We start from the raw sequence: 24,895 nt of genomic DNA, 5'->3' as shown, positions 1-24,895 counted from the left end.
GGCCCGTGCGTAGCCCGGATGCATTCCGGGAGTCCTCTGCAACGATCACCCCGGATTGCATCCGGGCTACAGGTGAATCATGACCATCCTCAACAGCACTCCCCGCGCCGACGGCTTCCGCATGCCGGCCGAATGGGAAGCCCATAGCCAGACCTGGATGGTCTGGCCCGAGCGTCCGGACAACTGGCGCCTGGGCGGCAAGCCGGCGCAAGCCGCCTTCACCGCAGTGGCCAAGGCCATCGCCGCGTTCGAGCCGGTGACCGTCTGCGTCTCGGCGGGGCAGTACGAAAACGCCCGCGCGCGCCTCGACCACGCGGCCATCCGCCTGGTCGAAATCAGCACGGACGACGCCTGGGTGCGCGATACCGGGCCGACCTTCGTCAGCAACAGCCAGGGTGAAATACGCGGCGTCGACTGGCGCTTCAACGCCTGGGGCGGCTTCGATGGCGGCCTCTACTTCCCGTGGAACCGCGACGACCAGGTGGCCAGCAAGATCCTCGAGATCGAACGTTGCGCGCGCTACCGCACCGAGGGCTTCGTCCTCGAGGGCGGCTCGATCCACGTCGACGGCGAAGGCACCCTGATCACCACCGAGGAGTGCCTGCTCAACCGCAACCGCAACCCGCACCTGGATCGCGAGGCGATCGAGCAGCTGTTGCGCGAGCACCTGGCCATCGACACCGTGATCTGGCTGCCGGACGGCCTGTTCAACGACGAGACCGACGGCCACGTCGACAACTTCTGCTGCTACGTGCGCCCCGGCGAGGTGCTGCTGGCCTGGACCGACGACCCGCAGGATCCCAACTACCCGCGCTGCCAGGCCGCCATGCGGGTGCTGGAACAGGCGCGCGATGCCAAGGGCCGCCAGCTGCTGGTGCACAAGATGCCGATTCCCGGGCCGCTGCATGCCACGGCGGAAGAATGCGCCGGCGTCGATCTGGTCGCCGGCAGCCAGGCTCGCAGCCCCGAGGTGCGCCTGGCCGGCTCCTACGTCAACTTCCTGATCGTCAACGGCGGCATCGTCGCGCCCAGCTTCGACGACCCGAAGGACGAGCAAGCCCGCGCCATCCTCGAACGGCTGTTCCCCGAACACCGCGTGGTGCTGGTGCCGGGCCGGGAAATCCTCCTCGGCGGCGGCAACATCCACTGCATCACCCAGCAGCAGCCGGCGCCGCAACGCGCTTGAGCGGCACCGGGCAGACCAGGGCTGACTGCCCTCGCCTGCCCGGCACCCGCCTCGGATTGGCCTCCCGGCAGTCCCGGTGCGGGTGTTACTCTGGCGGCCATGAATCCGATCAAGCCAGCTCCACCTCTCAGTGACGAGAACCACACGCTGACTGACAGCGAACATATAATTCAGGCCCTGCGCGCCGGAAAGAACAAACGTGCGCGCAAGTTTCTCAGCCGCATGCATCCGGCCAAGATCGCCGCCATGCTTGAGCGCCTTGATGCCGAGCAGCGCATGGCGCTGTGGCAACAAATCGATCCCGCCCTCGAAGTGCGCATCCTGCCTCACCTCAGTATCGAGTTGATCAGTCAGCTGGCTGGCGATGCGACGGACGCGACTCAGCCCAGGCCAGAACAGGAACACCCGCAAAGCAGCGTCAACCACCTGGAAGCGGTGCGCGATGCGCTGAACCAGAAGAAGCTCAAGCGGGTCGGCAAGATCCTGCAGCGCATGCACCCGGCCAAGGTCGCCGGTCTGCTCGAGTCGCTGCCGCCGGTAGAACGCCGCAGTGTATGGAGCATGGTCGACACCGAGCGGACCGGTAAAGTCCTGACCTACCTGCACGATGAAATCCGCGTCGCCCTGGCCCTCGAACTCGACCTCGAAGACCTGATCGCCTCGGCCGAGCACCTCGAACTCGATGACCGCGTCGACCTGATCCAGACCCTGCCCGCCGAGCTCGGCAATAAACTGCTGTACGCCAGCAGCGCCAGCCAGCGCAAGCAGCTGGAGTCGATGCTGTCCTACCCCGAGGACTCCGCCGGCGGCTTGATGAACGCCGACGCCATCCAGATCCGTGCCGATGTCCAAGTCAGCACGGTGCTGCGCTATCTGCGTCTGCTGGAAAAGCTGCCGCCCCAGACCGACATGCTGATGGTGGTCGACCGCAAAGGCCATTACCAGGGTGGCCTGCGCCTGGACAGCCTGGTCACCGCTGATTTGCACCGCCCCGTAGCCGAGTTGATGAACCGCGATATCGGCGGCATCGCGGTGACCAGCAAGGGTAACGAAGTGGCCCAGCTGTTCCAGGACTTCGACCTGCTGTCCGCGCCGGTAGTCGATGAGCACAACCGGGTGCTCGGCCGGATCACCGTCGACGACGTGGTCGACCTGATTCGCGAGGACTCCGACCGGGCCTTGATGCAAATGGCCGGCCTCGATGACGAAGCCGACATGTTCGCACCGGTGCTGGTCAGTTCACGCCGCCGCGCGGTATGGCTGGGCATCAACCTGGTCACCGCATTCAGCGCCGCCTGGGTGATCGGCCTGTTTCAGGCGACCCTGGAGCAACTGGTGGCACTCGCCGTACTGATGCCCATAGTGGCGAGCATGGGCGGGATCGCCGGCAGCCAGACCCTGACCCTGGTGATCCGTGGCCTGGCCCTTGGGCAGCTGCAGAAAGGCAATATTCGCATCCTGCTCAATCGCGAGCTGGGCATCTCCATCCTCAACGGCCTGCTCTGGTCGGTGGTGATCGCCCTGCTCGCGGTGTTGTGGTTCGGCGACTGGGGCATAGGCGCCGTGCTCGGCGTCGCCATCCTGGTCAACCTGCTGTGCGCGGCCCTGGCCGGCTGGGGCATCCCGCTGCTGCTCGAGCGCATGGGCATCGACCCGGCACTGGCCGGCAGCGTGATCCTGACCACGGTGACCGATGTCGTCGGCTTCTTCGCCTTCCTCGGCCTGGCCACGCTGCTGTTGCTGTAGCTGTAGCTGTAGCTGATTGGGCGCAGAGCGTGCACGAGGTCACCGCGGGCGCTTTGCACGACCCATAGCAAGCTGGCGGGCTGTCGCTGCGCTCCGAGGCCGCCCTACGGTTTAGAGCAATCCGCAGGATCTGGGAAAGTCCGCAACCCGTAGGGTGCCACTCGCCGCAGGCAGTGCACCGTGGTTTATCGCCGCAGCAGCAATCTTGGCGGGTTGGCGCTACGAACAGAACGCCACTCGAGCCGCCCAGGGAGTTTGAGGCGGCCGCAGTAGGCGAGCGTTTTTACAAGATCTCCGCGCTAGCCCAGCGCCAGGGCGCGCCGCGTGCTCAGCGGGTCGAGCGTGCGCAGCGCCTGGTACTGGCTGATGAACACCTTGCCGCCAAAGTGCTCGAGGAAATCCGAACGGCGCAGCTGATCCATCACCGGCCCCTTCACTTCCGACAGGTGCAGCTGCACCCCAGCCGCATGCAGGCGCTCGACGCTGGCTTCCAGGCTTTCCAGAGCGCTGGCATCGATCAGGTTGACCCCCGGACACATCAGCACCAGATGGCGTACCAGCGGGCGCGCCGCGATCAGCTCGCCGATGCGCTCTTCGAGAAAGCGCGCGTTGGGAAAATACAGGCTCTCGTCGATCCGCAGCGACAGTACGCTGGGGCTCTGCACCACGTCGAAGCGCTCGATATTGCGAAAGTGCTCGCTGCCCGGCAGCTGACCGACCACCGCCACATGCGGGCGGCTGGTGCGCCAGAGGAACAGCAGCAACGACAAGCCGACGCCCATCAGGATGCCCGTCTCCACACCGAGCAGCAGCACCCCGCCGAGAGTCGCCGCATGCGCCGCGCCGTCCTGGCGGGAATAGCGCCAGGTGCGGCCCAGGGCCTTGAGGTCGACCAGGCTGAGCACCGCGACGATGATGGTCGCGGCCAGCACCGCCTGCGGCAGGTTGTGCAGCAGCGGGGTCAACAGCAGCACGCTGAGGGCGATACCGCCAGCGGTCAGCACGCCGGCCATGGGCGTCTGCGCCCCGGCATCGAAGTTGACCACCGAGCGGGAAAAGCCGCCGGTGACCGGGAAGCCACCACTGAAGGCGGCCGCCAGGTTGGCGCCGCCCAGGCCGAGCAGCTCATTGTCCGGATCGATGCGCTGGCGGCGCTTGGCCGCCAGGGTCTGCGCCACCGACACCGACTCGACGAAACCGACCAGGCTGATCAACAGCGCCGCCGGCAACAGCTGCAGGGCCAGGCCGTAGTCCAGGGTCGGCAGGGTCAGCCCCGCCAAGCCCTGGGGCACGGCGCCGACGACCTTGACGCCGGCCTGCTCCAACTGCAACAGGCCGACGACCAGGATCGACACGATGATTGCCAGCACCGGACCGGCCTTGGCCAGGTTACCGGCCAGGTTCGCCCCCAGGCCCAGGCGCATCAGCAGAGGGCTTAGCTGGCCGCGCACCCACCAGAGAAACAGCAGGCTGCAGACCCCGATCAACAGGGTCGGCCCATGCACCGCCGGCAGGTTGTGCAGCAGCGCCGGCAGCAGCTGCTGGAGGTTCTCGCCGGAGGCGGAAATGCCGAGGAGATGCTTGAGCTGGCCGACCGCGATGAGAATCCCCGAGGCGCTGATAAAGCCGGAAACCACCGGATGGCTGAGGAAGTTGGCGACGAAGCCCAGGCGCAGCAGGGCCATGCCGGCGAGCAACAGCCCGGAGAGCAGCGCCAGCAGCATGGCGGCGCCGACATACTCGGGGCTGCCGGCAGGGAACAGTGGCCCCAGGGCGGCGGCGGTCATCAGCGACACCACCGCCACCGGGCCGACCGCCAGGGTGCGGCTGGAACCGAACAGGGCATAGGCCAGTAGCGGCAGGATGCTGGCATACAGTCCGGTCACTGGCGGCAGGCCGGCGAGCATGGCATAGGCCAGGCTCTGCGGAATCAGCATCAGGGTGACGATCAGCGCCGCCAGGCCATCCTGCGCGGCGCTGGCGCGATTGTAATGCCGTCCCCAGTCGAGGCAGGGCAGCCAGCGGCTCAGGCTCATTGCGCCTGCTCCCGCGCGATATCGCCTGCGCTCGGCGCCTGCATGGCCAAGGGGGTGTGCGACAGGCCATTCGACGAGTCCATCAGCCTCTCCTCAAAGCACATCAAGCGGGATTTTCAGGTAGCGGGTGCCATTGTCCTCGGGCGGCGGTAGCTGCCCGGCGCGCATGTTCACCTGCACCGCCGGCAGGATCAGGGCCGGCATGCCCAGGGTCGCGTCACGCGCGCGGCGCATGGCGACGAACTCATCCTCGCTGACCCCCTCGTGCACATGCACATTGTGCGCACGCTGTTCGGCCAGGGTGGTTTCGTTGAGGAACTCCTCGCGTCCCGGCGCCTTGTAGTCATGGCACATGAACAGGCGGGTCTGCTCCGGCAAGTCGAACAGCTTGCGAATCGAGCGGAACATCACCCGGGCGTCGCCACCGGGGAAATCGCAGCGCGCGGTGCCGTAATCGGGCATGAACAGGGTATCGCCGACAAAGGCCGCATCGCCGACCACATAGGTCAGACAGGCGGGGGTATGCCCGGGGGTATGGATCACCCGCGCGTCGAGGCTGCCAATCCGGAAGCACTCACCGTCGCGGAACAGGCGGTCGAACTGACGGCCATCGGTGGCGAACTCGCTGCCGGCATTGAACAGCTTGCCGAAGGTAGCCTGCACCACGGTGATCAGCTCGCCGATGGCCAACTGGCCACCCAGCTCACGCTGGAGGTAGGGCGCGGCAGACAGGTGATCGGCATGCACATGGGTTTCCAGCAGCCAGTCGACGCTCAGCCCCTGCTCGCGGACATAGGCGATCAGGCGGTCGGCATTCTCGAACGAGGTGCGCCCGGCCGCCGGGTCATAGTCGAGCACCGAGTCGACGATGGCGCAGCGCCGGGTCGCAGGATCGCTGACCACGTAGCTGTAGGTGAAGGTGGCAGGATCGAAAAAAGCTTCGATGTGCGCTTGCATGCTGACGGCCCTCCCTCGCATACCTCTGGGGTATTCAGTCGGGCGCCGTAAAGCGCCCGTCATGATGGTGTCGATCTGCGGCTCAGGAGCGCTTGCAGCTACTGATGCCTAGCAACGAATAGGCCGGGCACGTGCGCAGCAGGCCGGTAGCCAGGGGCACGACGCCGATCCAGCCCCACAGGCCGATAGTGCCGCTCAGGCTCAGGCCGATCAAAATCAAGCCAGCGGCGATGCGCAGGCTGCGGTCGATGGTGCCAACATTGGTTTTCATGGTGATCTCCAGAGTTAAAGGCTGCGCCGACGTTGCAGCGCGGTGAACAACAACATCCCGGCCAGCATGGCCGGAACGAATACTCCGATCTGCCAATGGCCGCTGAGCAGAATGGCCAGCGCCGGCCCCGGGCAGATCCCGGCAATGCCCCAACCGATGCCGAACAGCAGGCTGCCAGCGATCAGACGCCGATCCAGCTCGCGCTTGCCCGGTAGCTGCATCGGCGCACCGAGCAACGACTGCGCCCGGCGCTTGGCCCAGGCCAGCGGCCCCGCGGCAACCGCGATGGCCCCCACCATCACCAGTGCCAACGACGGATCCCAGGCACCGGCCAGGTCGAGGAAGCCCAACACCTTGGTCGGATTGGCCATGCCGGCCAGCAGCAAGCCGAGACCGAACAGCACGCCGGCCAGCAATGCACTCAGTTTGCGCATGTTCAGCCCCCCAGCAGATGACGTAGAACAAAGACCGTGACGAATCCGGCGGTCATGAAGGCGAGCGTCGCCGCCAGCGAACGCGGCGATAGCCGGGCCACACCACAGACACCATGGCCACTGGTACAGCCGGACCCGTAGCGGGTACCCACGCCGACCAGCAGGCCGGCCACCAGCAAGCTGAGCCAGCCACCCTGGAACTCGATTGTCGGCAGCACGCTGAACAGGCCCCAGAGCAGCGGCGCCAGCAGCAGGCCGAGGAGGAACATGGCCTTCTCCGCCCGGCCCTCGCCGCCCTCCAGCACCGCGCCGAGCAAGCCGCTGATACCCGCGATGCGGCCGTTGCCCAGGACAAACAGACTGGCCGCCAGGCCGATCAAGGCACCGCCGGCGAGAGAACTCCAGGGCGTGAAATTCAGCCAGTCGATTGTCAGTCCAGCCGAGGCGAGTCCGTCGATACTCATGGGGTTTCTCCTGCGCAGAACAACTGGTACAGCGTATTGATCACCGCCAAGGCGGCCGGGCTGCTGATCCGGTAGTGGATCTGCTTGCCTTCGCGGCGGGTTTCCACCAGCCCTTCACGGCGCAATACCGCCAACTGCTGCGACAGCGTCGGCTGCTGGATACCGAGCAGGCTTTCCAGCTCGCTGACATTGCGCTCGCCTTGCGAGAGCTGGCAGAGCAGCAGCAGGCGATCCGGATTGGCCAGGGCCTTGAGCAACTGCCCGGCCGCGTCGGCATTGGCGCGCAGCTGCTGGATGTCGAGTGTTTGTTCGGAAGCGTTCATGGCCGGCCTCAATTAATCTAAAAACAATATATTATTTTATATTTTATAAAGCAAGCAGCTATTCTCGAAGCGCTCCCCATCGACGATCAATCACCGGCGCATACGCCTAGCAAACCTGGCGCTCACCCGCTGAAAGACAAGACGGTATCTACGGATTGCGGCTTTTCCAGATTCGGCGGCGTCAGCAGACCCGCGCGATAGCGGTTGCTGCACTGCCTGATGAGCCGGCACAAAAAAGCCCGGAACAGAGTCCGGGCTTTTATTTCACGGCTGAACAGGATGCAACTGCTCAGCCCTGCTCGACAGCCCCGTTAACCAGGGGCGCCGGTCAGAACAGCGGCAGGGTGTAGCTGACGATCAGGCGATTTTCGTCGATGTCGTTGGTGAAGTCCGAACGCACCATCGCATTGCGCCAGCGCAGGCTGAGGTTCTTCAGCGCGCCTTGCTGGAAGACGTACATCAACTCGGTGTCGCGCTCCCATTCCTTGCCATCACCGGCAGCGCCCAGGTCGACGTTGTCGCCGCTCAGGTAGCGGGTCATGAAGGTCAGACCGGGGATACCGACGCCGGCAAAGTTGAAGTCGTAACGCGCCTGCCAGGAGGTCTCGTCCTTGTTGGCGAAGTCACCGATCTGCACATAGTTGACCAGGTACGGATCGGTACCGCCGAGATAGGCGGCGCCGGTATCACCGCTCATCTTCTGATAGCCGAGCCCTAACTTGTGCCCGCCCAAACCATAGGTAACCATCGCCCCGAACGCCTTGTTGTCGACGTTGCTGCGGCCATCATCGGTGGCGCGCGCGTAACGCAGGTCGGTCTTCAGGCTCTGCGCTTCGCCCAGCGGCAACACGTGCACCAGGTTGAAGGAGTTCTGCTTATACAGGTCCTCCAGGTTCGAATAGTAATAGGCGCCGGTCAGCTCCTTGCTGAGCTGATAGGTGCCGCCGATGAACTGGAAGGCATCAGTGGTCTTGTCGCCGGTGATGCTGATGCCACGCTTGCCACCGGTGGTCATCGACAGGTCTTCGAAATCACCCGAGTTGCGATGGTTGACCTCGCGCAGGTAGCCACCATCCAGGGTCAGGCCGTCGATTTCCTGGGAAAGCAGCTGGCCGCCCTTGAACACCTGCGGGGTCAAGCGGCTGTCGCTGGAGGCGATGGCCATGTTCTTGAACTGCATGCTGCCCACGCGCAGGGTGCTCTTCGACAGCCTGGCCTTGCCGGCCACCGCCAGGTCGGACGAGTAGTCCTGAGAGCCGCCCGAACGGTCGGGCACCAGCAGACCACTGCCGGCAGTGCCGCCGCCCGAGTCCAGCTTGAAGCCGAGCATGCCGATGGTGTCGATCCCGAAGCCCACAGTACCCTCGGTATAGCCGGAGTCCATGCGCAGAATGAAGCCTTGAGCCCACTCTTCCTGCTTGGCCTGGCTGGCGCCGTCCTGACGGAAGTCACGGTTGAAGTAGAAGTTGCGGGCTTCGAGGCTGGCCTTGCTGTCCTTGATGAATTCGGCGTTGGCGACTTGGCTCAGGGACAAGCCCAGGGTGCCGGCAGCAATGGCCAGCGCCAGGGAGGTCTTTCTCATTATGGTTTTCTCCAGTGTTGTTATGGGTGACACATCGGCACGGGCGCAGACTTCGACCACGAAGAGGCAGGCCGCACCGAATTCGTTGATTCCCCCCTGCGGGCCTCGCCAGACGGGCGGCCGAACAGGCGCCAGAGCGGGCCAGCGTTGGGGCGAACAGCAATCAGGGGTGCGCGGAGCCGCGCCGAGTGAGCGTCAAGGGAACGGGAACAGGCGGATCATCAGCCAAGCGGAAGCAGTTCATCGGCGGCTCTCTTCTCATTTTTATTGGGTGCCGGCCCTGCAGGCCGGTCGGTGCGTCGAAGAGCCTTGAGCAGATAGCGTGCCAGTCTCCCAGCGCCGAGCAGCAACACTTCTAGCCCGCCACTTTGACGAAAGCTCACGGATTCCATTGCGGCGTTGTGCGAAGGCTGAATAGGCGGAATATCGCCGAGCGCGAGAGCGCTGCCGGCGGATTTTCGCCAATGGCACCCGGCCCGTCAGTCGAGCACGATCTGATTCTTGCCCTGGCGCTTGGCCTGGTACATCGCCGCATCGGCGCGCGCGAACAGCATATCCAGGCTCGAGTCGTCCCCCCGCAAGCAGGTCAACCCCTGGCTCACGGTGATGGCGAACGACGCCAGCGGGTGACTGAAGCGCAAACGTTGCACATCCCGCTCTAAGCGCTCGGCGACCTGCACGGCCAGTGCGGGCTCGCAGCCGACAAACAACGCTGCGAATTCTTCACCGCCGATACGGCCGAACAGATCGCCACTGCGCACTGCCAGCGCACCGCAACTGGCCAGACGCTGCAATACCTGGTCGCCCATCTGATGACCATAACGGTCATTGATCTGCTTGAAATCGTCGATGTCGAGCAACAGGAAGGCCAATGGACTGCCAAACTTGCGGGCGTGCTCGAACTCACGCAGGGCACAGTCGAAGAAGTGCCGGCGATTGCTGCTCTGAGTCAGCACATCGGTGGTCGCCAGGCGCTGCAGTTCGCCTTCCAACTGCTTCTTGTCGGTGATGTCTTCGGCGATGCCGAAAATGATCTGCGTCTGACCGGACTCACTCGAGCGGCTGATAAAGCATTTGTCACTGAGCCAGCGCAACTGCCCGTCGGCACGGATGATGCGGTACTCGCGGACTTCCACCGCGCCGGACTCAAGGACCTTGGCCAGGCTCTCGGCAGCATAATCCAGGTCGTCGGGGTAGATGCTGTTGCGCCATTCGCCGTAATCGGCCAACAGCAACGCGGCAGGACGGCCAAAAACACGCTCGTAGGCCGGACTGACGTAGATCATCCGCTGCGCCGCCCAGTCGAACGCCCAGAGCACCGCATTGACACTGCCGAGCAGGGTGCTGAAGAGCCGCTCGCGCTCACGCAGTCGCGTGACCTCGGCTCGGCTGTGCAGCAGCGCCAGGGTCAAGTCTTCCAATTGCTGCGTTGGGTTGCTGCGCTCATCCATAACAACCGCCATCCTCAACAGTGGTGGGGCTACAAGCGCAGCATAGTGGGTGGCGGCGATGGACAACAAAAAGCCCGCCAAACGGCGGGCTTTGTCAGTCAATCGGCAGCAATCAGGTGACGGCCCCCGGACGCAACGAATAGGTTTTCAGCTGTTCGGCGAAATCGCGCAACGACTGGATACCGCTGGCCTCGGCTTCGTGAACCCACTGCTTGATCGCCTCGAGCATGTCATGGCCATTGGCGCTGGTCTTGAGCCAGATCTGCTGCAGCGCCAGGCGCTTCTCGTAGATCACCTTGAGCGCCTGACTCTGCGCCAGCATGGCGTCGATGCGCACCTGCTGCTGGTCATGCAACAGACTCGGCTCGCGGCCCAGCAGGCGCTTGGCGCGGTGGAACTGATGGCGCACCGAGGCGTCGGCCTTGGCCAGTTCCTGCTTGACCAGCGGGCCGATCACCAGCTTGCGGTACTGCGCCATGATCTGGAAACGGTTGTTGAGAATCGCCATGGCGGTGTCCATATCCAGATGGCGCTTGCCCTCGATGCGATGGGCGATCGGCGCCACGCGCTGCACCTTGGCCAGGCCGAGCAGGCTGAACAGCTGGATCCAGGCCCAGCCCATGTCGAACTCCCACTTGCGCACCGACAGCTTGGCCGAGTTGGGATAGGTGTGGTGATTGTTGTGCAGTTCTTCACCGCCGATCAGGATGCCCCACGGCAGCAAGTTGGTGGCGGCGTCGCGGCATTCGAAGTTGCGATAGCCGACGGCATGTCCGAGACCGTTGATCACCCCGGCCGCCCAGACGGGAATCCACATCATCTGGATCGCCCAGACGCTGATGCCGATCACGCCGAACAGGGCCAGGTCGATAAGCGCCATCAGGGTCACACCGCCGAAGGTATAGCGCGAATAGAGGTTGCGCTCGATCCAGTCGTCCGGGCAGTTCTTGCCGTAGATGCGCAGGGTGTCCGGGTTCTTCGCCTCCTGCTGATACAGCTCGGCGCCGGTGCGCAGTACCGTGCCCAGGCCCTTGATCACCGGGCTGTGCGGATCGTCGACGGTTTCGCACTTGGCGTGGTGCTTGCGGTGGATGGCAGTCCACTCGCGGGTGTTCTGCCCGGTGGTCATCCACAGCCAGAAACGAAAGAAGTGTTTCAGCGCGGGATGCAATTCCAACGCGCGATGGGCCGAGTAGCGGTGCAGGTACACCGTGACGCCGACAATGGTGATGTGCGTCATCACCAGCACGGCAGCGATCAACTGCCAGACCGACAGGTCAAGAAAACCGTTGTACCACATGAGCCGGGAGCCTCTTGAAAGGAATACATGGCGTGTCTGAAAGACTCAGGCCACGGTGCATTATCCCCGACATGGATCAGAAAACCAGTTGGTCTTTTAGATAACAATGCCGGGTTGCTTCTTGCACTACTATCACACAGCCCACCTCAAGAGCCGATCGACACCATGAACCTACACCAAGGAACGGTGCGCCTGACCCTGATCTACCTGCTGGCCGCCGGGCTGTGGGTCCTCTTCAGCGATGCCCTGCTGGCCGGGCTGCACCTGCCTGCCGAACGTATCGAGCAGGTGCAGCTGCTCAAGGGGATGAGCTTCGTCCTGCTCAGCAGCCTCATCCTGTACCTGATCCTGTGCTCGCATGGGCGCCAGCAGGCGCGCCTGCGCCGAACCCTGCGGGCCAGCGAAGGGCGCCTGAGCCTGGCCCTGGACTCGGCCAAGGAAGGCTTGTGGGACTGGGACCTGCGCAGCGACAAGGTGTTTTTCTCGGCAGGTTATGCCGCCCTGCTCGACCTGCAACCCGCCGCCCTGGGCAGCGCCCGGGCGCACTGGCGGCAACGGCTGCACCCCGACGACCTCGCTCATTATGAGCAAACCATCACCACTCTCCGCGACAATGCCAGCCAGGAGGCGTTCGAGTTGAGCTTGCGCATGCGCCACCTAGATGGCGACTACCGCTGGATCCAGTTACGCGGGCAGTTGCAGCTCGACGCCCAGGGCCGACCGGAACGCTTTATCGGCACCGCCAGCGACATCAGCCAACGACGCGCCGATGAACACAGCCTGCGCCAGGCCGCCGCCGTATTCGACGCAACCCAGGACGGGGTGCTGGTCACCGACAGCAACCAGCAAATCGTCCACGTCAATCCCGCCTTTACCCGCATCACCGGCTACAGCCCCGAGGAAATTATCGGCCGTCAGCCCAGCCTGCTGAGTTCGGGCCGGCATGACCAGGCGTTCTACCAACGCCTGTGGCACGCGCTGGTAGCCCGAGGTAATTGGAGCGGAGAAATCTGGAATAGGCGCAAGAACGGCGAAATCTACCCGCAGTGGCAACGCATCCGCGCCATCCACGATGAACAAGGCGAGCTTAGCCACTACGTCGCGGTGTTCTCCGACATCAGTGCGTTGAAGCGCTCGCAGAGCGAACTGGATCACCTGGCCCACCATGATCCGCTGAGCGGTCTGCCCAACCGCCTGCTGTTCACCGAACGGGTCGACCACGCCCTCAAACGGGCCAAATCCGAACAGCAAGGTGCGGTGCTGCTGATCGACCTCGATCATTTCAAACACATCAATGAAAGCCTGGGCCACAACATCGGCGACCTGCTGCTCAAGGCAGTCGCCGAGCGGCTGGCCGAACAACTGGGCGCAGGCATGACCCTGGCCCGCCTGGGTGGCGACGAGTTCGGCCTGCTCAGCGAAAATTGCCTGGATGCTGCCCAGGCCGCCGGCCTGGCCCAGCTGTTGCTCAGCAGCCTCGGCGCGCCGTTCAACCTCGACCACCATGAGTTCTACATGAGTGCCAGCATCGGTATCAGCCTGTTTCCCGGCGATGCCGAAAACCTCGAGCAGGTCCTGCGCAATGCCGACTCGGCGCTGTCCAAGGCCAAGAGCAGCGGCCGCGAAGGCTACGCCTTCTATACCCAGGAGCTGACCGAGTTCGCTCGCCATCGCATCGACCTGGTCAGCGCCTTGCACCATGCCCTGGGCAACCAGGAACTGCGTGTCTACTACCAGCCGCTGCACGACCTGGCCAGCGGCGAACTGATCGGCGCCGAGGCGCTGGTGCGCTGGCAACACCCGCAACGCGGCCTGGTGGCGCCCGGGGAATTCATTCCAGTCGCCGAAGACAGCGGCCTGATCGGTGCCATCGACGCCTGGGTACTGCAACAGGCCTGCCGGCAGATGGTCCTCTGGCAAAAACAGGCGCAGGCGCCGCGCTTTGTCGCCGTCAACGTCTCCAGCCGGCTGTTCAGCCGAGGTGGTCTGGACCTGCAGGTGGCTCGGGTGCTGGCCGACACCGGCCTGGACCCAACCTGCCTGGAACTGGAGGTCACCGAAAGCGCGGTAATGGACAACCCGGATACCGCCCTGGTGCTGCTCGATCGCCTGCGCGCCCTGGGTGTACGCCTGGCCATCGACGACTTCGGCACCGGCTACAGCTCCCTGGCCCGGCTCAAGCGCCTGCCCGTGCACAAGCTCAAGCTCGACATAAGTTTCGTCCGCGGTCTGCCCGGTGACAGCGACGATGCCGCGATTACCCGCGCGGTGGTGGCCCTGGGTCACAGCCTCGACCTCAAGGTCCTGGCCGAAGGCATTGAACGGCCGGAACAGGTGGAGTTCCTCCGGCAGATCGGCTGCGATTATGGCCAAGGGTATCTGTATGGCCGGCCACAACCGGTCGAGGCCGCCCCCCAACCAGCCGTAGCAGCGCCCTGAGCATTCAAGCATCATAGCCAGCAGTGACTAGGAGTAACTGGCCCTATGCGGGTATTGATTCTCGAAGACGACCATTGGATCGCCGATCTGCTCAAGCAGATCGTTCTGAGCCTGCGCCCGAGTGCCGAGATCGTCTGCCTTGGCAGCGTGGCCGAGGCTCTCGCCGACTGGCAACAACAGCCCAGCGACCTGGTGATCAGCGACTGGAACCTGCCGGACGGCGAAGGCACACGGCTGCTCAAACAGGTGCGCCAGCACAACCGCGAAGTGCCATTGGTGATGATCACCGGTCGCACCGATCGCAGCAGCGTGGTGGAAGTCCGCGCACTGGGCATCAGCGCCTTCATCAGCAAGCCCTTCCAGGCCTCGCGCGTAGCCGCCAGCCTGGAAAAATTACTGCCCGCGGCCGCGACTCCCGTGGCCCGCGCGGTCAGCGACGAAGACTTCCTGGCTTACCTGGAACAACTCCCGGCCGACCAGCTGGACATGCCCCTGGGCAAGGGGATCCGCGATCGCCTGGTGCAAAGTTTCAAGGGCGAACAACTGAGCCTGCGTGAGCTGGCCGAAGACTGGCGCCATGACCCCGCCCTGAATGCCCGGCTGCTGAGTGTGGCCAACAGCAGCGCCTACAACGGGGCCGGCCGCCCCTGCATCAGCCTGCTGGAAGCGCTGCAGAAACTCGGCGCGGCGACCAGCCTCAACCTGGCCATGGGCCTGGCCCTGCGCCAATCCAGTGCGCTGGAGCATCCGCTGTTGCGCAGCCTTGCCGATGAGCACCTGGAGGCCTGCGAGCGCCTGGCGGAAACCAGCATCGCCCTGGCCCGCCAGTGCAGCCTGGACCCCGCGCCCTTTCATAGCGCGGCGCTGCTGCACCGGATGGGCGAATTCGCCGTGCTCTACCTGGCCCAGGCCTGGCAAACGCGCGGTCACAGCCTCAGCGAGGAACAGCTATTGCTGGCACTTGGCCAATTCAGCTCACCCTTCGCCATTGCCATGAAAGCTCGCTGGCAGCTGCCCATGGCCCTGCGCGAACTGATCGGCGCCTGTTATGCCCTGCCCAACAACAGCGTCAAGCGTGAGGCCGTACTCATGCGCCTGGCTGCCTGCGAGCAGGATCCCACTGCCGACAGCAAGGACCAGGCCCGCCTGCGGCGCCTTGCCGGGCTGACCTGAATGCAGCCCGTTCGCTGAGGATGTCGCGCATGGACACCAGCCCAGCATCCGCCGCGATCCGCTGGATAGTCGGCCTCGGCAGCCTCGCCCTGGCGCTGTTCTTTGCCGCCCTGGGCTGGCTCGCCCTGAACGAACGGGAAACCTTCTGGCAACTGCAGCTGACCAAGCAGGCCGAGTTTCAGCGCCTGGCCCTGCACAGCACCCAGCGGCGCCAGCGCGATCAGGCGCAGTTGCTGGCCGAGAGCATTGCCGCCGACGCCGGGGTCATCGAACTGGTGCGCCAGGCCCATGCCCTGCATCACGGCGGCCGCCCGGATCCCTCCACCTCGAAGGCCATCCGCGACCAGCTCTACACCCGCCTGGCGCCGCGCTGGCGCAACCTGCAGGCCAGCCATCCCTTCAAGCTCTACATCCATCTGGCGCCCACGGCAGAAGTGCTGCTGCGCGTGCATCAGCCCGAGCGCTTTGGTGAGCTGCCCAGCAGCCATCCCTCGATGCTCAGCGCCGCCCTGCATGACCAGCAAAACAAGGCCGGCCTGGATATCGGCACCGACAGCCAGGTGATGCGTGCGATCAGCCTGCTGCAAGTGCAAGGCACAGGCCAAGCCGTAACCGTCGGCGCCGTGCAGGTCACCCAGAACCTGAACAGCGACCTGCAGCAGCTGGATCAGGAGCTGGATTCCGGCATCGCCCTGCTGGTCAGGCGCGCCGCACCAGCGTCCGCGCCGAGCGCTGAAGAACTGCGCGGCCAGGTCGATGACTCCGGCGAATGGGCGCTGGAAGGCTTCTCGCGCGACCAGGTGCAGCGCTGGAAAACCCAGCAGTGGCTGCCCGCTCCTGGCGCCGGCAACACGATCAAGCTGCTCGAAGATCAGGGCCACACCTACCTGCTCAACCAAGTGCTACTGCCCGACTACCGGTCAGCCACCAGCCCCGCTCAAGGCACCTCAGCCATCGCCCTGACCTGGCGCGATATCAGCGCACAGCTCGCGCGCCACCAGCGCGATCAGCACTGGCTGCTCGGCAAATGGCTGCTGGCTTGGTTCGGCGCAGAGGCCCTGCTCCTGTTGCTGTTGCTGAGCACCCGTCACGCCAGCCTGGCAATGCTTAGCCGCCACCGCGACGAACTGCAGCACAAGCACCGGCAAAGCGAGCAGTCGCGTCAGCTGCTGGCGGTGATCGCCCAGGCCCAGGCGGCCTATATCACGGCACAGAACCAGCGCGAAACCTTCGATGCCCTGCTTGAGCGCATCCTCGAACTGACCGCCAGCCAGTTCGGTTTCATCGGCGAAGTGCGCGAGGATGATCAGGGCGCGCCCTACCTGCACACCTACAGCATCAGCAATATTGCCTGGGACAGCGCCAGCGCCGCGTTCTATGCCGAACGCTCGGCGCAGGGCATGACGTTCCGCAATCTCGACACGCTGTTCGGCCAGGTCATGCGCAGTGGCGAGGCGCTGATCAGCAATCAGCCGGCGCAGCATCCGCATAGCGCTGGTCTACCCGCGGGGCATCCGCCGCTGCTGGCGTTTGCCGGCCTGCCCATTCATGCCCATGGCCGCCTGGTGGGCATGCTCGGCCTGGCCAACCGCGCAGACGGTTACCAGGACGCCCTGACCGAGCAGCTGCAGCCCTTGCTCGCCACCCTGGGCCAGTTGATCGAGGCGCTGCGCCGCGACATGCAACGCGAGCTGGCTCAGCAACACCTGCAGCGCCAGCAAGCGGCCCTGCGCGTACTCAACGAGATTGCCGCCCTGCCCACCCTGAGCAGTCAGGAGCAGCTGCGCCAGGCGCTGCAACTGGGCGCCTGCTTCTATCAGGTGCCATTGGCGATCATCAGTAAGATCGAGGCCGATGATTACCAGGTGCGGGTTCAGGTTTCACCCGCAGGCAGCCTGCGTGACGGCCAGCACTTTCCCCTGGGCGACACTTACTGCAGCCTCACCCGGCACAGCGATGAAGTCCTGGCCATCGACTGCATGGGCCAATCGGTTCACGCCGCTCACCCCTGCTACCCGCTGTTCACCCTGGAAACCTATATCGGCATTGCCATCTGGGTCGCAGGCCAGCGCTTCGGTACCCTGTGCTTTGCCTCGCCCGAGGCGCGCCCCCAGCCATTCGATGAGGCCGACCGCGAATTCCTCCGTCTGTTCGCCCGCTGGGTCGGCGCCACCCTGGAGCGCCAGCAACAGGAACAGACCCGGCAGACCTTGCTGGAGCGCCTGGGTCAGGCCCAGCAGATTGCCCGCCTGGGTCACTGGCAAGCCAACCTGGAGACTGACGAGCTGTACTGGTCGAACACCATTTTCGACATCTTCGGTTACGACCCCCAGGGGTTTACCCCGAGTATCGAAGCCTTCAAGCGCAGCGTGCACCCCGACGATAGAGCCCTGGTCGAGGCCAGCGAACAACGGGCGCTGGCGGGCGGCTTACATGACGTGGTGCATCGCATCCTGCGCCCCGATGGCGAGATCCGCTGGGTACATGAACTGGCCCGCCTGCAGCCCGACGAACAGGGGCGCATGACCCGCCTGGCCGGCACCGTGCAGGACGTCAGCGAACTCAAGCAGCGCGAGGCTCAGGTGCAGGAGGCCCGCGCCTTCCTCCAGGCCGTGCTCGACTCGGCGACCGGGGTTTCCATCATCGCCACCGATGCCAGCGGGCTGATCAGCCTGTTCAACCCTGGCGCCGAACGGCTCCTCGGTTATCGGGCCGCCGAGGTGGTTGGCCAGCACTCACCGATGCTGTTTCATCAGCCCGAAGAGGTGCGTGCCCGCGGCCGCGAACTGAGCCACGAGCTTGGCCGCGAGATCCAGGGCTTCGAGGTGTTCGTTGCCAATATCCAGGGCGGGCAAGCGCAAGCCCAGCAGTGGACCTATATCCGCAAGGACGGCGAACAGCGCATCGTCAACCTGACGATCAGCGCCATCGGCAACGAGCAAGACAGCATCAATGGCTACCTGGGCATCGCCACCGATCACAGTGCCTTGCAGCAGGCCACCCGCGCCCTGCAAAAGAGCGAGAGCCGTTTCCGCGGCATGGTCGCCAACCTGCCCGGAGTGGTCTACCGCTGCCGTCACGATGCAGACTGGACCATGCGCTTCATGGGCGATGAAATCGAGCAGCTGAGCGGCTACCCGGTCAGCGACTTCATCGACAACCGGGTCCGCAGCTATGCCAGCGTGATCCACCCGGACGACCGCATTAGCACCGGCGCCATCCAGGCGCAAATCACCCGCCAGAACGTGTTCGAGCGCACCTATCGCCTGCAGCATGCCGAGGGTCACAGCGTCTGGGTGCGGGAAAAAGGTCGCGGCGAATACGACGGCCAGGGCAAGCTGCTGTGGCTGAACGGTTTCATCTGGGACATCAGCGAACGCAAGCAGATCGAAGACGAACTCAAGCTCAGCCAGCAACTGTTCAGCAGCGCCTTCAACACGGCGCCCCAGGGCATGGCCCTGGTCAGCCCCGAGGGGCGCTGGCTGGAGGTCAACGACGAACTTTGCCGCATGCTCGGCTACCGCCGCGCGCAACTGCTGGCCAGCGACTTTCAGCAGGTCACCCACCCCGACGACCTGACCGCCGACCTGGAAAATATCGAGGCGCTATTGGCTGGACGGATCAACGCTTACCAGATGGAAAAGCGTTACCTGGACAGCCAGGGCCGGACCCTCTGGGTGTTGCTCAGCGTGTCGCTGGTGCGCGACGGCGATGGTCGACCGGTGCACTTCATCTCACAGATTCAGGACGTCAGCGAGCGGGTCGCGGCCGAGCGGGCCATCCGCGAGCGCGAGCACTACCTGCACACCCTGCTCGACAACGTCCTGGACGCCATCATCAGCATCGATGAGCAGGGCATTATCGAGACCTTCAACCATGCCGCGGAAAAACTCTTCGGTTACAACCTGGACCAGGTGGCGGGACGCCACGTCAGCCTGCTGATGCCAGAACCCGAGCGAACGGCTTACGATGGCCACCTCACGCGCTACCAACAAACCGGCGAAAACCGGCTGATCGGCACGGTGCGCGAGATCAACGGCCTGCGCCGCAGTGGCGACAGCTTCGCCATGGAACTGGCCATGTCGCAGATCAGCCACCAGGGCCAGCGGCGCTTCATCGCGGTGATCCGCGACATCAGCGAACGCAAGCGCATCGAACAGATGAAAAGCGAATTCGTCTCCACCGTCAGCCACGAACTGCGCACCCCGCTGACCGCCATCGCCGGTTCCCTCGGCCTGATCAACGGCGGCGTGCTCGGCGCGGTGCCGGCGAGCATGCAACAGATGCTGACCATCGCCCAGGACAACAGCCAGCGCCTCAGCCAGCTGATCAACGACCTGCTGGACATGGACAAACTGGTGGCCGGCAAGATGCCCATCGAGCTGAGCGAACAGCCCCTGCAACCGCTGCTCGAACAGGCCATCGCGCAGAACCAGCCGTATGCCAGCCAGTATCGGGTACCGCTGCAACTGCTCGACGCCCTGCCGGCGGTCAAGGTACGGGTCGACAGCCAGCGCCTGGCCCAGGTCATGGCCAACCTGCTGTCCAATGCGGCCAAGTTCTCACCCGCCGGACAGCCCGTCGAGGTTACCGTGCAACAGCGCGGTGAGCAGGTGCGGGTCAGCGTGCGTGACCACGGCCCAGGCATTCCCGAGGCGTTCAAGGCGAGCATCTTCGCCAAGTTCTCCCAGGCCGATGCCAGCGACACCCGGCAGAAGGGCGGCACCGGCCTGGGCCTGGCGATCAGCAAGGAACTGATCGAGCGCATGGGCGGACGCATCGGTTTCGACTCGATTGCCGGCCAAGGCGCGACCTTCTGGTTCGAGCTTCCGCTTGAGGTGCCGACATGAAGCCCAATGTTCCGCCACGCCCATTCCCCTGGCGCCATCTGCTGAACTGGACCGCCAGCCTGGGGCTGCTGCTGTTTCTCGGCCTGGGCAGCGAACTGCTGCTGCAACAGTACGCCCTGCGCCAGCAGCAGGTTGAACAGCAACAATTGCTGGCGCATGCCAACGAAGCCAGTGCGGTGCTGCTGGCCGAACTCAACGCCACCCTGCACCTGGCCACCGGCCTGGCCACCTATATCCCCGCCAAGCACGGGCAGATCGATCCAGAGGAACTGAAGCCCTGGCTGGAGGGGCTGTTCCAGCAAGGCCGGCACATCCGCAATATCGGCCTGGCCCCGGACAACCGCATCGCTTTCGTCTACCCACTGGCCGGCAACGAAGCCGCGCTCGGCCTTTATTACCCCGATCAGGCCAAGCAATGGCCCGCAGTACAACGCATCATCGCCAGTCGCACCGCCAAGCTCGACGGGCCACTGCAACTGGTGCAGGGCGGGACAGGCCTGATCTATCGAGTACCGGTATTCCTCGATGACCAGCGCTACTGGGGCATGATCAGCACGGTGATCGACTTCGACCGGCTCTATGCCCAGGTTGAGGAGGTTGCCCGCCAGCGCAACATTGCGCTGCGCCTGCGTCCAGTTGCCGAGCCGATCAGCGCCAGCCTGACGCAGACCGCATCCGAGCCCGCCCGCGTCAAGCTACCGATAGTGCTGGCCGGCGCCCACTGGCAGCTTGAGGCCCACAACCTGATCGCGGCCAAACCGCTGCCTGCCTGGCTTCGCCTGTTGGGCTGGAGCCTGGCGCTGATCTGCACCGCGCTGGTCAGCCTGGCGTTGCACGCCCAACACCGCCAGGCCAGCCTGTTGCTGGCGCTCAACCGCAGCCAGCAGCAGTTTTTCGATGCCTTTGACATGACCCCGCAGGGCTTGGCCCTGCTCGATCAGCAGGGCAGTATCCTGGCCGCCAACCGGGCCCTGTGTCAGCTGCTGCAACGTAGCCCCGCCACGCTGCTCAACCAGCACCTACGGCAATTCTGCGTGGCGTCCGGTCATGCGCAGTTGAATGCCGAACTGGCGGCAACAACCCCTGGGCACAACCGCAGCTGGCAACAAGATCTGCTCGATGCCCGGGGCGACTCAATCGCAGTGATGCTCAGTGCCGCAGTCCTGAATGGCGGCCTGGAGACTGGCGCAACCCGCATCCTGCATATCCAGGACATTCGCGAGAGCAAACGCCTGCTGCGCCTGCAAAATGAATTCATCTCCACCGTCAGCCATGAGCTGCGCACGCCGCTGACCGCCATCATCGGCCCGCTGGAGCTGATCAATGCCGGCGCCCTGGGCGAGGTGCCGAAGGCTTTGCAGCCCATGCTGCAGATCGCCCAGCACAATGGCCAGCGCCTGGCCACGCTGATCAACGACCTGCTGGACATCGGCAAGCTGGCGGCAGGCAAGATGCAGTTCGATGTCCAGCCGCTGGCCCTGCAGCCACTGATCGAGCAGGCCCTGCACAGCAACCAGGCCTACGCGGCGGACTACGGGGTTCATCTGCGCCAGCTTGCCAGCTGCGCGGAGCGGGTCAGGGTCGACGCTCACCGTCTGCAGCAGGTGCTGGCCAACCTGCTGTCCAACGCGGCCAAATTTTCCCCGCGCGGCGGCACCGTCGATCTGTATACAGAACGGCGCGACCAACATCTGCGCCTCTATGTACGCGATCACGGCCCGGGTGTTCCGGCTGAGTTTCAAGAGCAGATTTTCCAAAAATTCGCCCAGGCCGACGCATCCGACACCCGCCAGAAGGGCGGCACCGGGCTAGGCTTGGCAATCAGCAAAGAGTTGATCGAGGGCATGGGCGGGCACATCGGCTTCGACTCGAGCGAGGGCCAAGGGGCCACGTTCTGGTTCGAGCTGCCACTGGCCGAGCCTGCTACAGCGGAACGACCGGCATGAGCCGCGCCCAGCCGGAACCCCCGAACAATCGCTTATCGACCTGCCGGGCAATCGCGCAGCACATTGAAACCCTGCGCCAGCGCGCGAAGGACAAGCCATGAGCGATACCTTGAACCTGATGAGCCCCGCCAACCGGCAGGCCTTTTTCAGCCGACGCAACGCCCTGGCCTGGGCGGTATTGGCAATCGCCCTGCTGGCCAACCTGGGCGCCTGGCTGTATCTGCAGGAACGCGAGCAACTGGCCGCACAACGTCAGTTCGAGCTGCTGACCAGCGAGGTCAGTCAGGCGATCAGCAAGCGCATGACCGATCACGAGCAGATTCTGCTTGGCGGGGCCGGCCTGTTCGACGCCAGCCTGGAGGTCGACCGCAGCGAGTGGCGCACCTATCTCGAACGCCTCGAGCTGACACAGAACTACCCCGGCATCCAGGGTGTAGGCTACACGCGCTTCCTGCCCCCCGACGCAGTGGCCGGGTTCGAAACGGCGGTGCGCCGCGAAGGCTTCCCCAACTTCCGCCTGCACCCACCAGGGCCGCGCGCGCAGTACAGTTCGATCCTCTTCCTCGAGCCCCTGACCGGCCGCAACCTGGCTGCCTTCGGCTACGACATGCTGTCCGAACCCACCCGCCGAGCCGCCATGCTGCTCGCCGCAAGCAGTGGCGAAACCCGCATCACCCGACGGGTCACCCTGCTGCAGGAAACCCATGGCAAGGTGCAGGCCGGCTTGTTGATGTACCTGCCGGTATACCGCCCAGACCTGCCGCTGGAGAGTCCGGAGCAACGTCTCGCCGCCCTGCGCGGCTTGGTCTACAGCCCCTATCGGATGGACGACCTGATGGCCGGCATCCTCGGCAGCCAGGCGCCCAAGCTGGACTTCAGCATCTACGATGGCGCCCAGGCCCGCCCCGAGGCCCTGCTCTTCAGCACCCGGACGAGCGACGCCGAGCGCCACCCCGAACTCAGCTCACAGCTGCAACTCGACCTCTACGGCCAGCACTGGACCCTCGACTTCAGCAGCCTGCCAACCTTCGAGGCCAGTTTTCACACGGCCAGCGCCTTGATGCTGCTGGGTGTCGGCGTCAGCCTGCTGCTGTTCGTGCTGGCCTCGGTGCTGACCCTGCGCCGCGAACAGGCCGAAGCCCTGGCACACAAGATGACCCTGCAGATCCGCCAGAACAGCGAAGCCCTGCGCCAGAGCGAGGAGCGCCAGCGCCTGGTACTCAAGGGCAGCAACGACGGCTGGTGGGATATCGATCTGCAGGCCGCGAGCCTGTTCGCCTCGGCCCGCGCCTGGGAGATGCTCGGCTACTCGCCCGACGAAAGCCCGCAGAGCCTGCAGCGCTGGCTGCCAGTGCTGCCCCCCCAGGAGTTGCTGGCATTGCAACTGGAGTTGCGGCGTGCGGTGACGTCAGGCACAGAGTCGTTCAGCCGCGAGGCATTGATGCTGCACCGGGCGGGTCACCAGGTGCCGGTGCTGCTGCGGGGCTTTATCCTGCGCAACGCCGACGGCCAGTTGCAGCGCTTGAGCGGCACCCTGCTCGACCTCAGCGAGCGCAAGCGCGTCGAAAACATGAAGAACGAGTTCGTCTCCACCGTCAGTCATGAACTGCGCACCCCGCTGACCTCCATCGCCGGCGCCCTGGGCCTGATCACCGGCGGCGCCATGGGTGTGGTACCGGCACAGATGGCGCAGATGCTGCAAATCGCCCAGCAGAACAGCCAGCGCCTCAGCCTCCTGATCAACGACCTGCTGGACATGGAAAAGCTGGCGGCCGGCAAGATGACCCTCGACCTGCTGGTGCAGCCCATCAAGCCGCTGATCGAGGAGGCCCTGGCAGCCAATCAGGCCTATGCCCAACAGCACGGCATAACCTTCCAGCTCGACCAGCCGGGCGACATCTGGGTGCGGGTGGATGCCGCGCGCCTGCAGCAGGTGCTGGCCAACTACCTGTCGAATGCCATCAAGTTTTCCCCGGCTGGCGCCAATGTGCGCCTGTACTGTGAATTGCGCGGCAACCGGGTCCGGGTCAGCGTCAGCGACCAGGGCCGCGGTATCCCCGAGGCCTTCCACAGCCGGATCTTCCAGAAATTCGCCCAAGCCGATGGCTCGGACCGCCGCGAACAGGCGGGTACCGGGCTGGGCCTGGCGATCAGCAAAGAACTGATCGAGCGCATGGACGGCCGTGTCGGTTTCCACTCGGTGCCTGGCCAGGGCGCCACCTTCTGGTTCGAGCTGCCGTTGATCGAGGAGCACCTGCTGCCGGTGACCGCCCAACGAGCAACGGCTGGGCCGCGCATCCTGGTGGTGGAGGACGAGCCGAGTATTGCCCACCTGCTGCAGGTGATGCTCGGTCACGCCGGCTATCGCGTGGACAGCGCGTTCAGCGCCAGCCAGGCCCAGCAACGGCTGGCCGAGGGCGAGTACGCCGCCATGACCCTCGACCTGCGCCTCGGCGACGGTCACGGCCTGGCCCTGATCGGCGAACTGCGCCGCCAGACGCCCCATCAACAGCTGCCGATTCTGGTGATCTCCGCCTTCTGCGATGAGGGCCGCCGGCTGCTAGGGGACGCACAGGGCATCGCCTGGCTGGAAAAACCGTTCGACGAGGCGCAACTGCTGGCGAGCCTGGAGCAATCCATCGCGACGGCAGCCAAGCGACGCAGCCTGGAGGCCAGCGACCATGACTCGACGCAATAGGCCATACCGGCCATGCAGGGCGTTGGGTCCATCCCAGTT

The 24,895-nt window shown here is 64.8% G+C and carries 16 protein-coding genes; 7 read left to right on the top strand and 9 right to left on the bottom strand.

Annotated features, from left to right (window positions below):
* Positions 1 to 79 precede the first annotated feature (79 nt).
* Positions 80 to 1,186 (top strand): agmatine deiminase, encoded by a 1,107-nt coding sequence (gene aguA / locus PH586_RS14175; RefSeq protein ID WP_271348410.1) that lies wholly within the window; start codon positions 80 to 82, stop codon positions 1,184 to 1,186.
* A 99-nt stretch (positions 1,187 to 1,285) separates the two neighbouring features.
* Positions 1,286 to 2,932, top strand: coding sequence for a magnesium transporter (gene mgtE, locus PH586_RS14170; RefSeq protein WP_271348409.1), 1,647 nt, complete (start codon positions 1,286 to 1,288; stop codon positions 2,930 to 2,932).
* Positions 2,933 to 3,231: 299 nt separating this feature from the next.
* Here the strand turns inward: mgtE and PH586_RS14165 are convergent, their stop codons facing one another.
* The 9 genes from PH586_RS14165 to desA all read right to left on the bottom strand — a co-directional run bounded on the left by PH586_RS14165 (position 3,232) and on the right by desA (position 11,750).
* The gene (locus tag PH586_RS14165; protein ID WP_271348408.1) at positions 3,232 to 4,968 is read right to left on the bottom strand and encodes a SulP family inorganic anion transporter; all 1,737 of its coding nucleotides are present in this window, start codon (positions 4,966 to 4,968) and stop codon (positions 3,232 to 3,234) included.
* A 93-nt stretch (positions 4,969 to 5,061) separates the two neighbouring features.
* Positions 5,062 to 5,925, bottom strand: coding sequence for an MBL fold metallo-hydrolase (locus PH586_RS14160; RefSeq protein ID WP_271348407.1), 864 nt, complete (start codon positions 5,923 to 5,925; stop codon positions 5,062 to 5,064).
* An 82-nt stretch (positions 5,926 to 6,007) separates the two neighbouring features.
* Positions 6,008 to 6,196: a YgaP family membrane protein gene (locus PH586_RS14155; RefSeq protein WP_271348406.1), complete on the bottom strand. Its 189-nt coding sequence runs from the start codon at positions 6,194 to 6,196 to the stop codon at positions 6,008 to 6,010.
* 14 nt (positions 6,197 to 6,210) lie between these two features.
* A complete protein-coding gene (locus PH586_RS14150) occupies positions 6,211 to 6,630 on the bottom strand; it encodes a YeeE/YedE family protein (protein WP_271348405.1) in 420 nt (139 codons plus the stop codon).
* A 2-nt stretch (positions 6,631 to 6,632) separates the two neighbouring features.
* Positions 6,633 to 7,064 carry a YeeE/YedE family protein gene (locus tag PH586_RS14145; RefSeq protein WP_271348598.1) on the bottom strand — a complete coding sequence of 144 codons (432 nt, stop codon included), beginning with the start codon at positions 7,062 to 7,064 and terminating at the stop codon, positions 6,633 to 6,635.
* A gap of 26 nt (positions 7,065 to 7,090) precedes the next feature.
* Positions 7,091 to 7,417, bottom strand: a complete 327-nt coding sequence (locus PH586_RS14140; RefSeq protein WP_271348404.1) for an ArsR/SmtB family transcription factor — start codon at positions 7,415 to 7,417, stop codon at positions 7,091 to 7,093.
* A 328-nt stretch (positions 7,418 to 7,745) separates the two neighbouring features.
* Complete coding sequence (locus tag PH586_RS14135; protein WP_271348403.1) at positions 7,746 to 8,999, bottom strand: OprD family porin; 1,254 nt, start codon at positions 8,997 to 8,999, stop codon at positions 7,746 to 7,748.
* A gap of 479 nt (positions 9,000 to 9,478) precedes the next feature.
* Positions 9,479 to 10,450 (bottom strand): GGDEF domain-containing protein, encoded by a 972-nt coding sequence (locus tag PH586_RS14130; protein ID WP_271348402.1) that lies wholly within the window; start codon positions 10,448 to 10,450, stop codon positions 9,479 to 9,481.
* Between the two features lie 112 nt (positions 10,451 to 10,562).
* The gene (gene desA / locus PH586_RS14125; protein WP_271348401.1) at positions 10,563 to 11,750 is read right to left on the bottom strand and encodes a delta-9 fatty acid desaturase DesA; all 1,188 of its coding nucleotides are present in this window, start codon (positions 11,748 to 11,750) and stop codon (positions 10,563 to 10,565) included.
* 165 nt (positions 11,751 to 11,915) lie between these two features.
* Between desA and PH586_RS14120 the strand changes: the two genes are divergently transcribed.
* The 5 genes from PH586_RS14120 to PH586_RS14095 all read left to right on the top strand — a co-directional run bounded on the left by PH586_RS14120 (position 11,916) and on the right by PH586_RS14095 (position 24,856).
* A complete protein-coding gene (locus tag PH586_RS14120; protein WP_271348400.1) occupies positions 11,916 to 14,189 on the top strand; it encodes a putative bifunctional diguanylate cyclase/phosphodiesterase in 2,274 nt (757 codons plus the stop codon).
* A 45-nt stretch (positions 14,190 to 14,234) separates the two neighbouring features.
* On the top strand, positions 14,235 to 15,362 hold the full coding sequence (locus PH586_RS14115) for an HDOD domain-containing protein (RefSeq protein WP_271348399.1): 1,128 nt from the start codon (positions 14,235 to 14,237) through the stop codon (positions 15,360 to 15,362).
* Between the two features lie 29 nt (positions 15,363 to 15,391).
* Entirely contained in the window at positions 15,392 to 20,212 is a 4,821-nt protein-coding gene (locus PH586_RS23595) for a PAS domain S-box protein (RefSeq protein WP_333908329.1), read from the top strand.
* Complete coding sequence (locus PH586_RS14100; protein WP_271348398.1) at positions 20,209 to 22,158, top strand: ATP-binding protein; 1,950 nt, start codon at positions 20,209 to 20,211, stop codon at positions 22,156 to 22,158. The genes PH586_RS23595 and PH586_RS14100 overlap by 4 nt, the downstream gene beginning before the upstream one ends.
* Before the next feature lie 97 nt (positions 22,159 to 22,255).
* Complete coding sequence (locus tag PH586_RS14095) at positions 22,256 to 24,856, top strand: hybrid sensor histidine kinase/response regulator (protein ID WP_271348397.1); 2,601 nt, start codon at positions 22,256 to 22,258, stop codon at positions 24,854 to 24,856.
* The last annotated feature ends 39 nt before the right edge of the window (positions 24,857 to 24,895 follow it).

It is taken from the genome of Pseudomonas aestuarii (assembly GCF_027988105.1).
GTDB lineage: Bacteria > Pseudomonadota > Gammaproteobacteria > Pseudomonadales > Pseudomonadaceae > Aquipseudomonas > Aquipseudomonas aestuarii.
The sequence above is the reverse complement of the archived record's forward strand: the minus strand, read 5'-3'. Positions and strand labels throughout refer to the sequence as shown.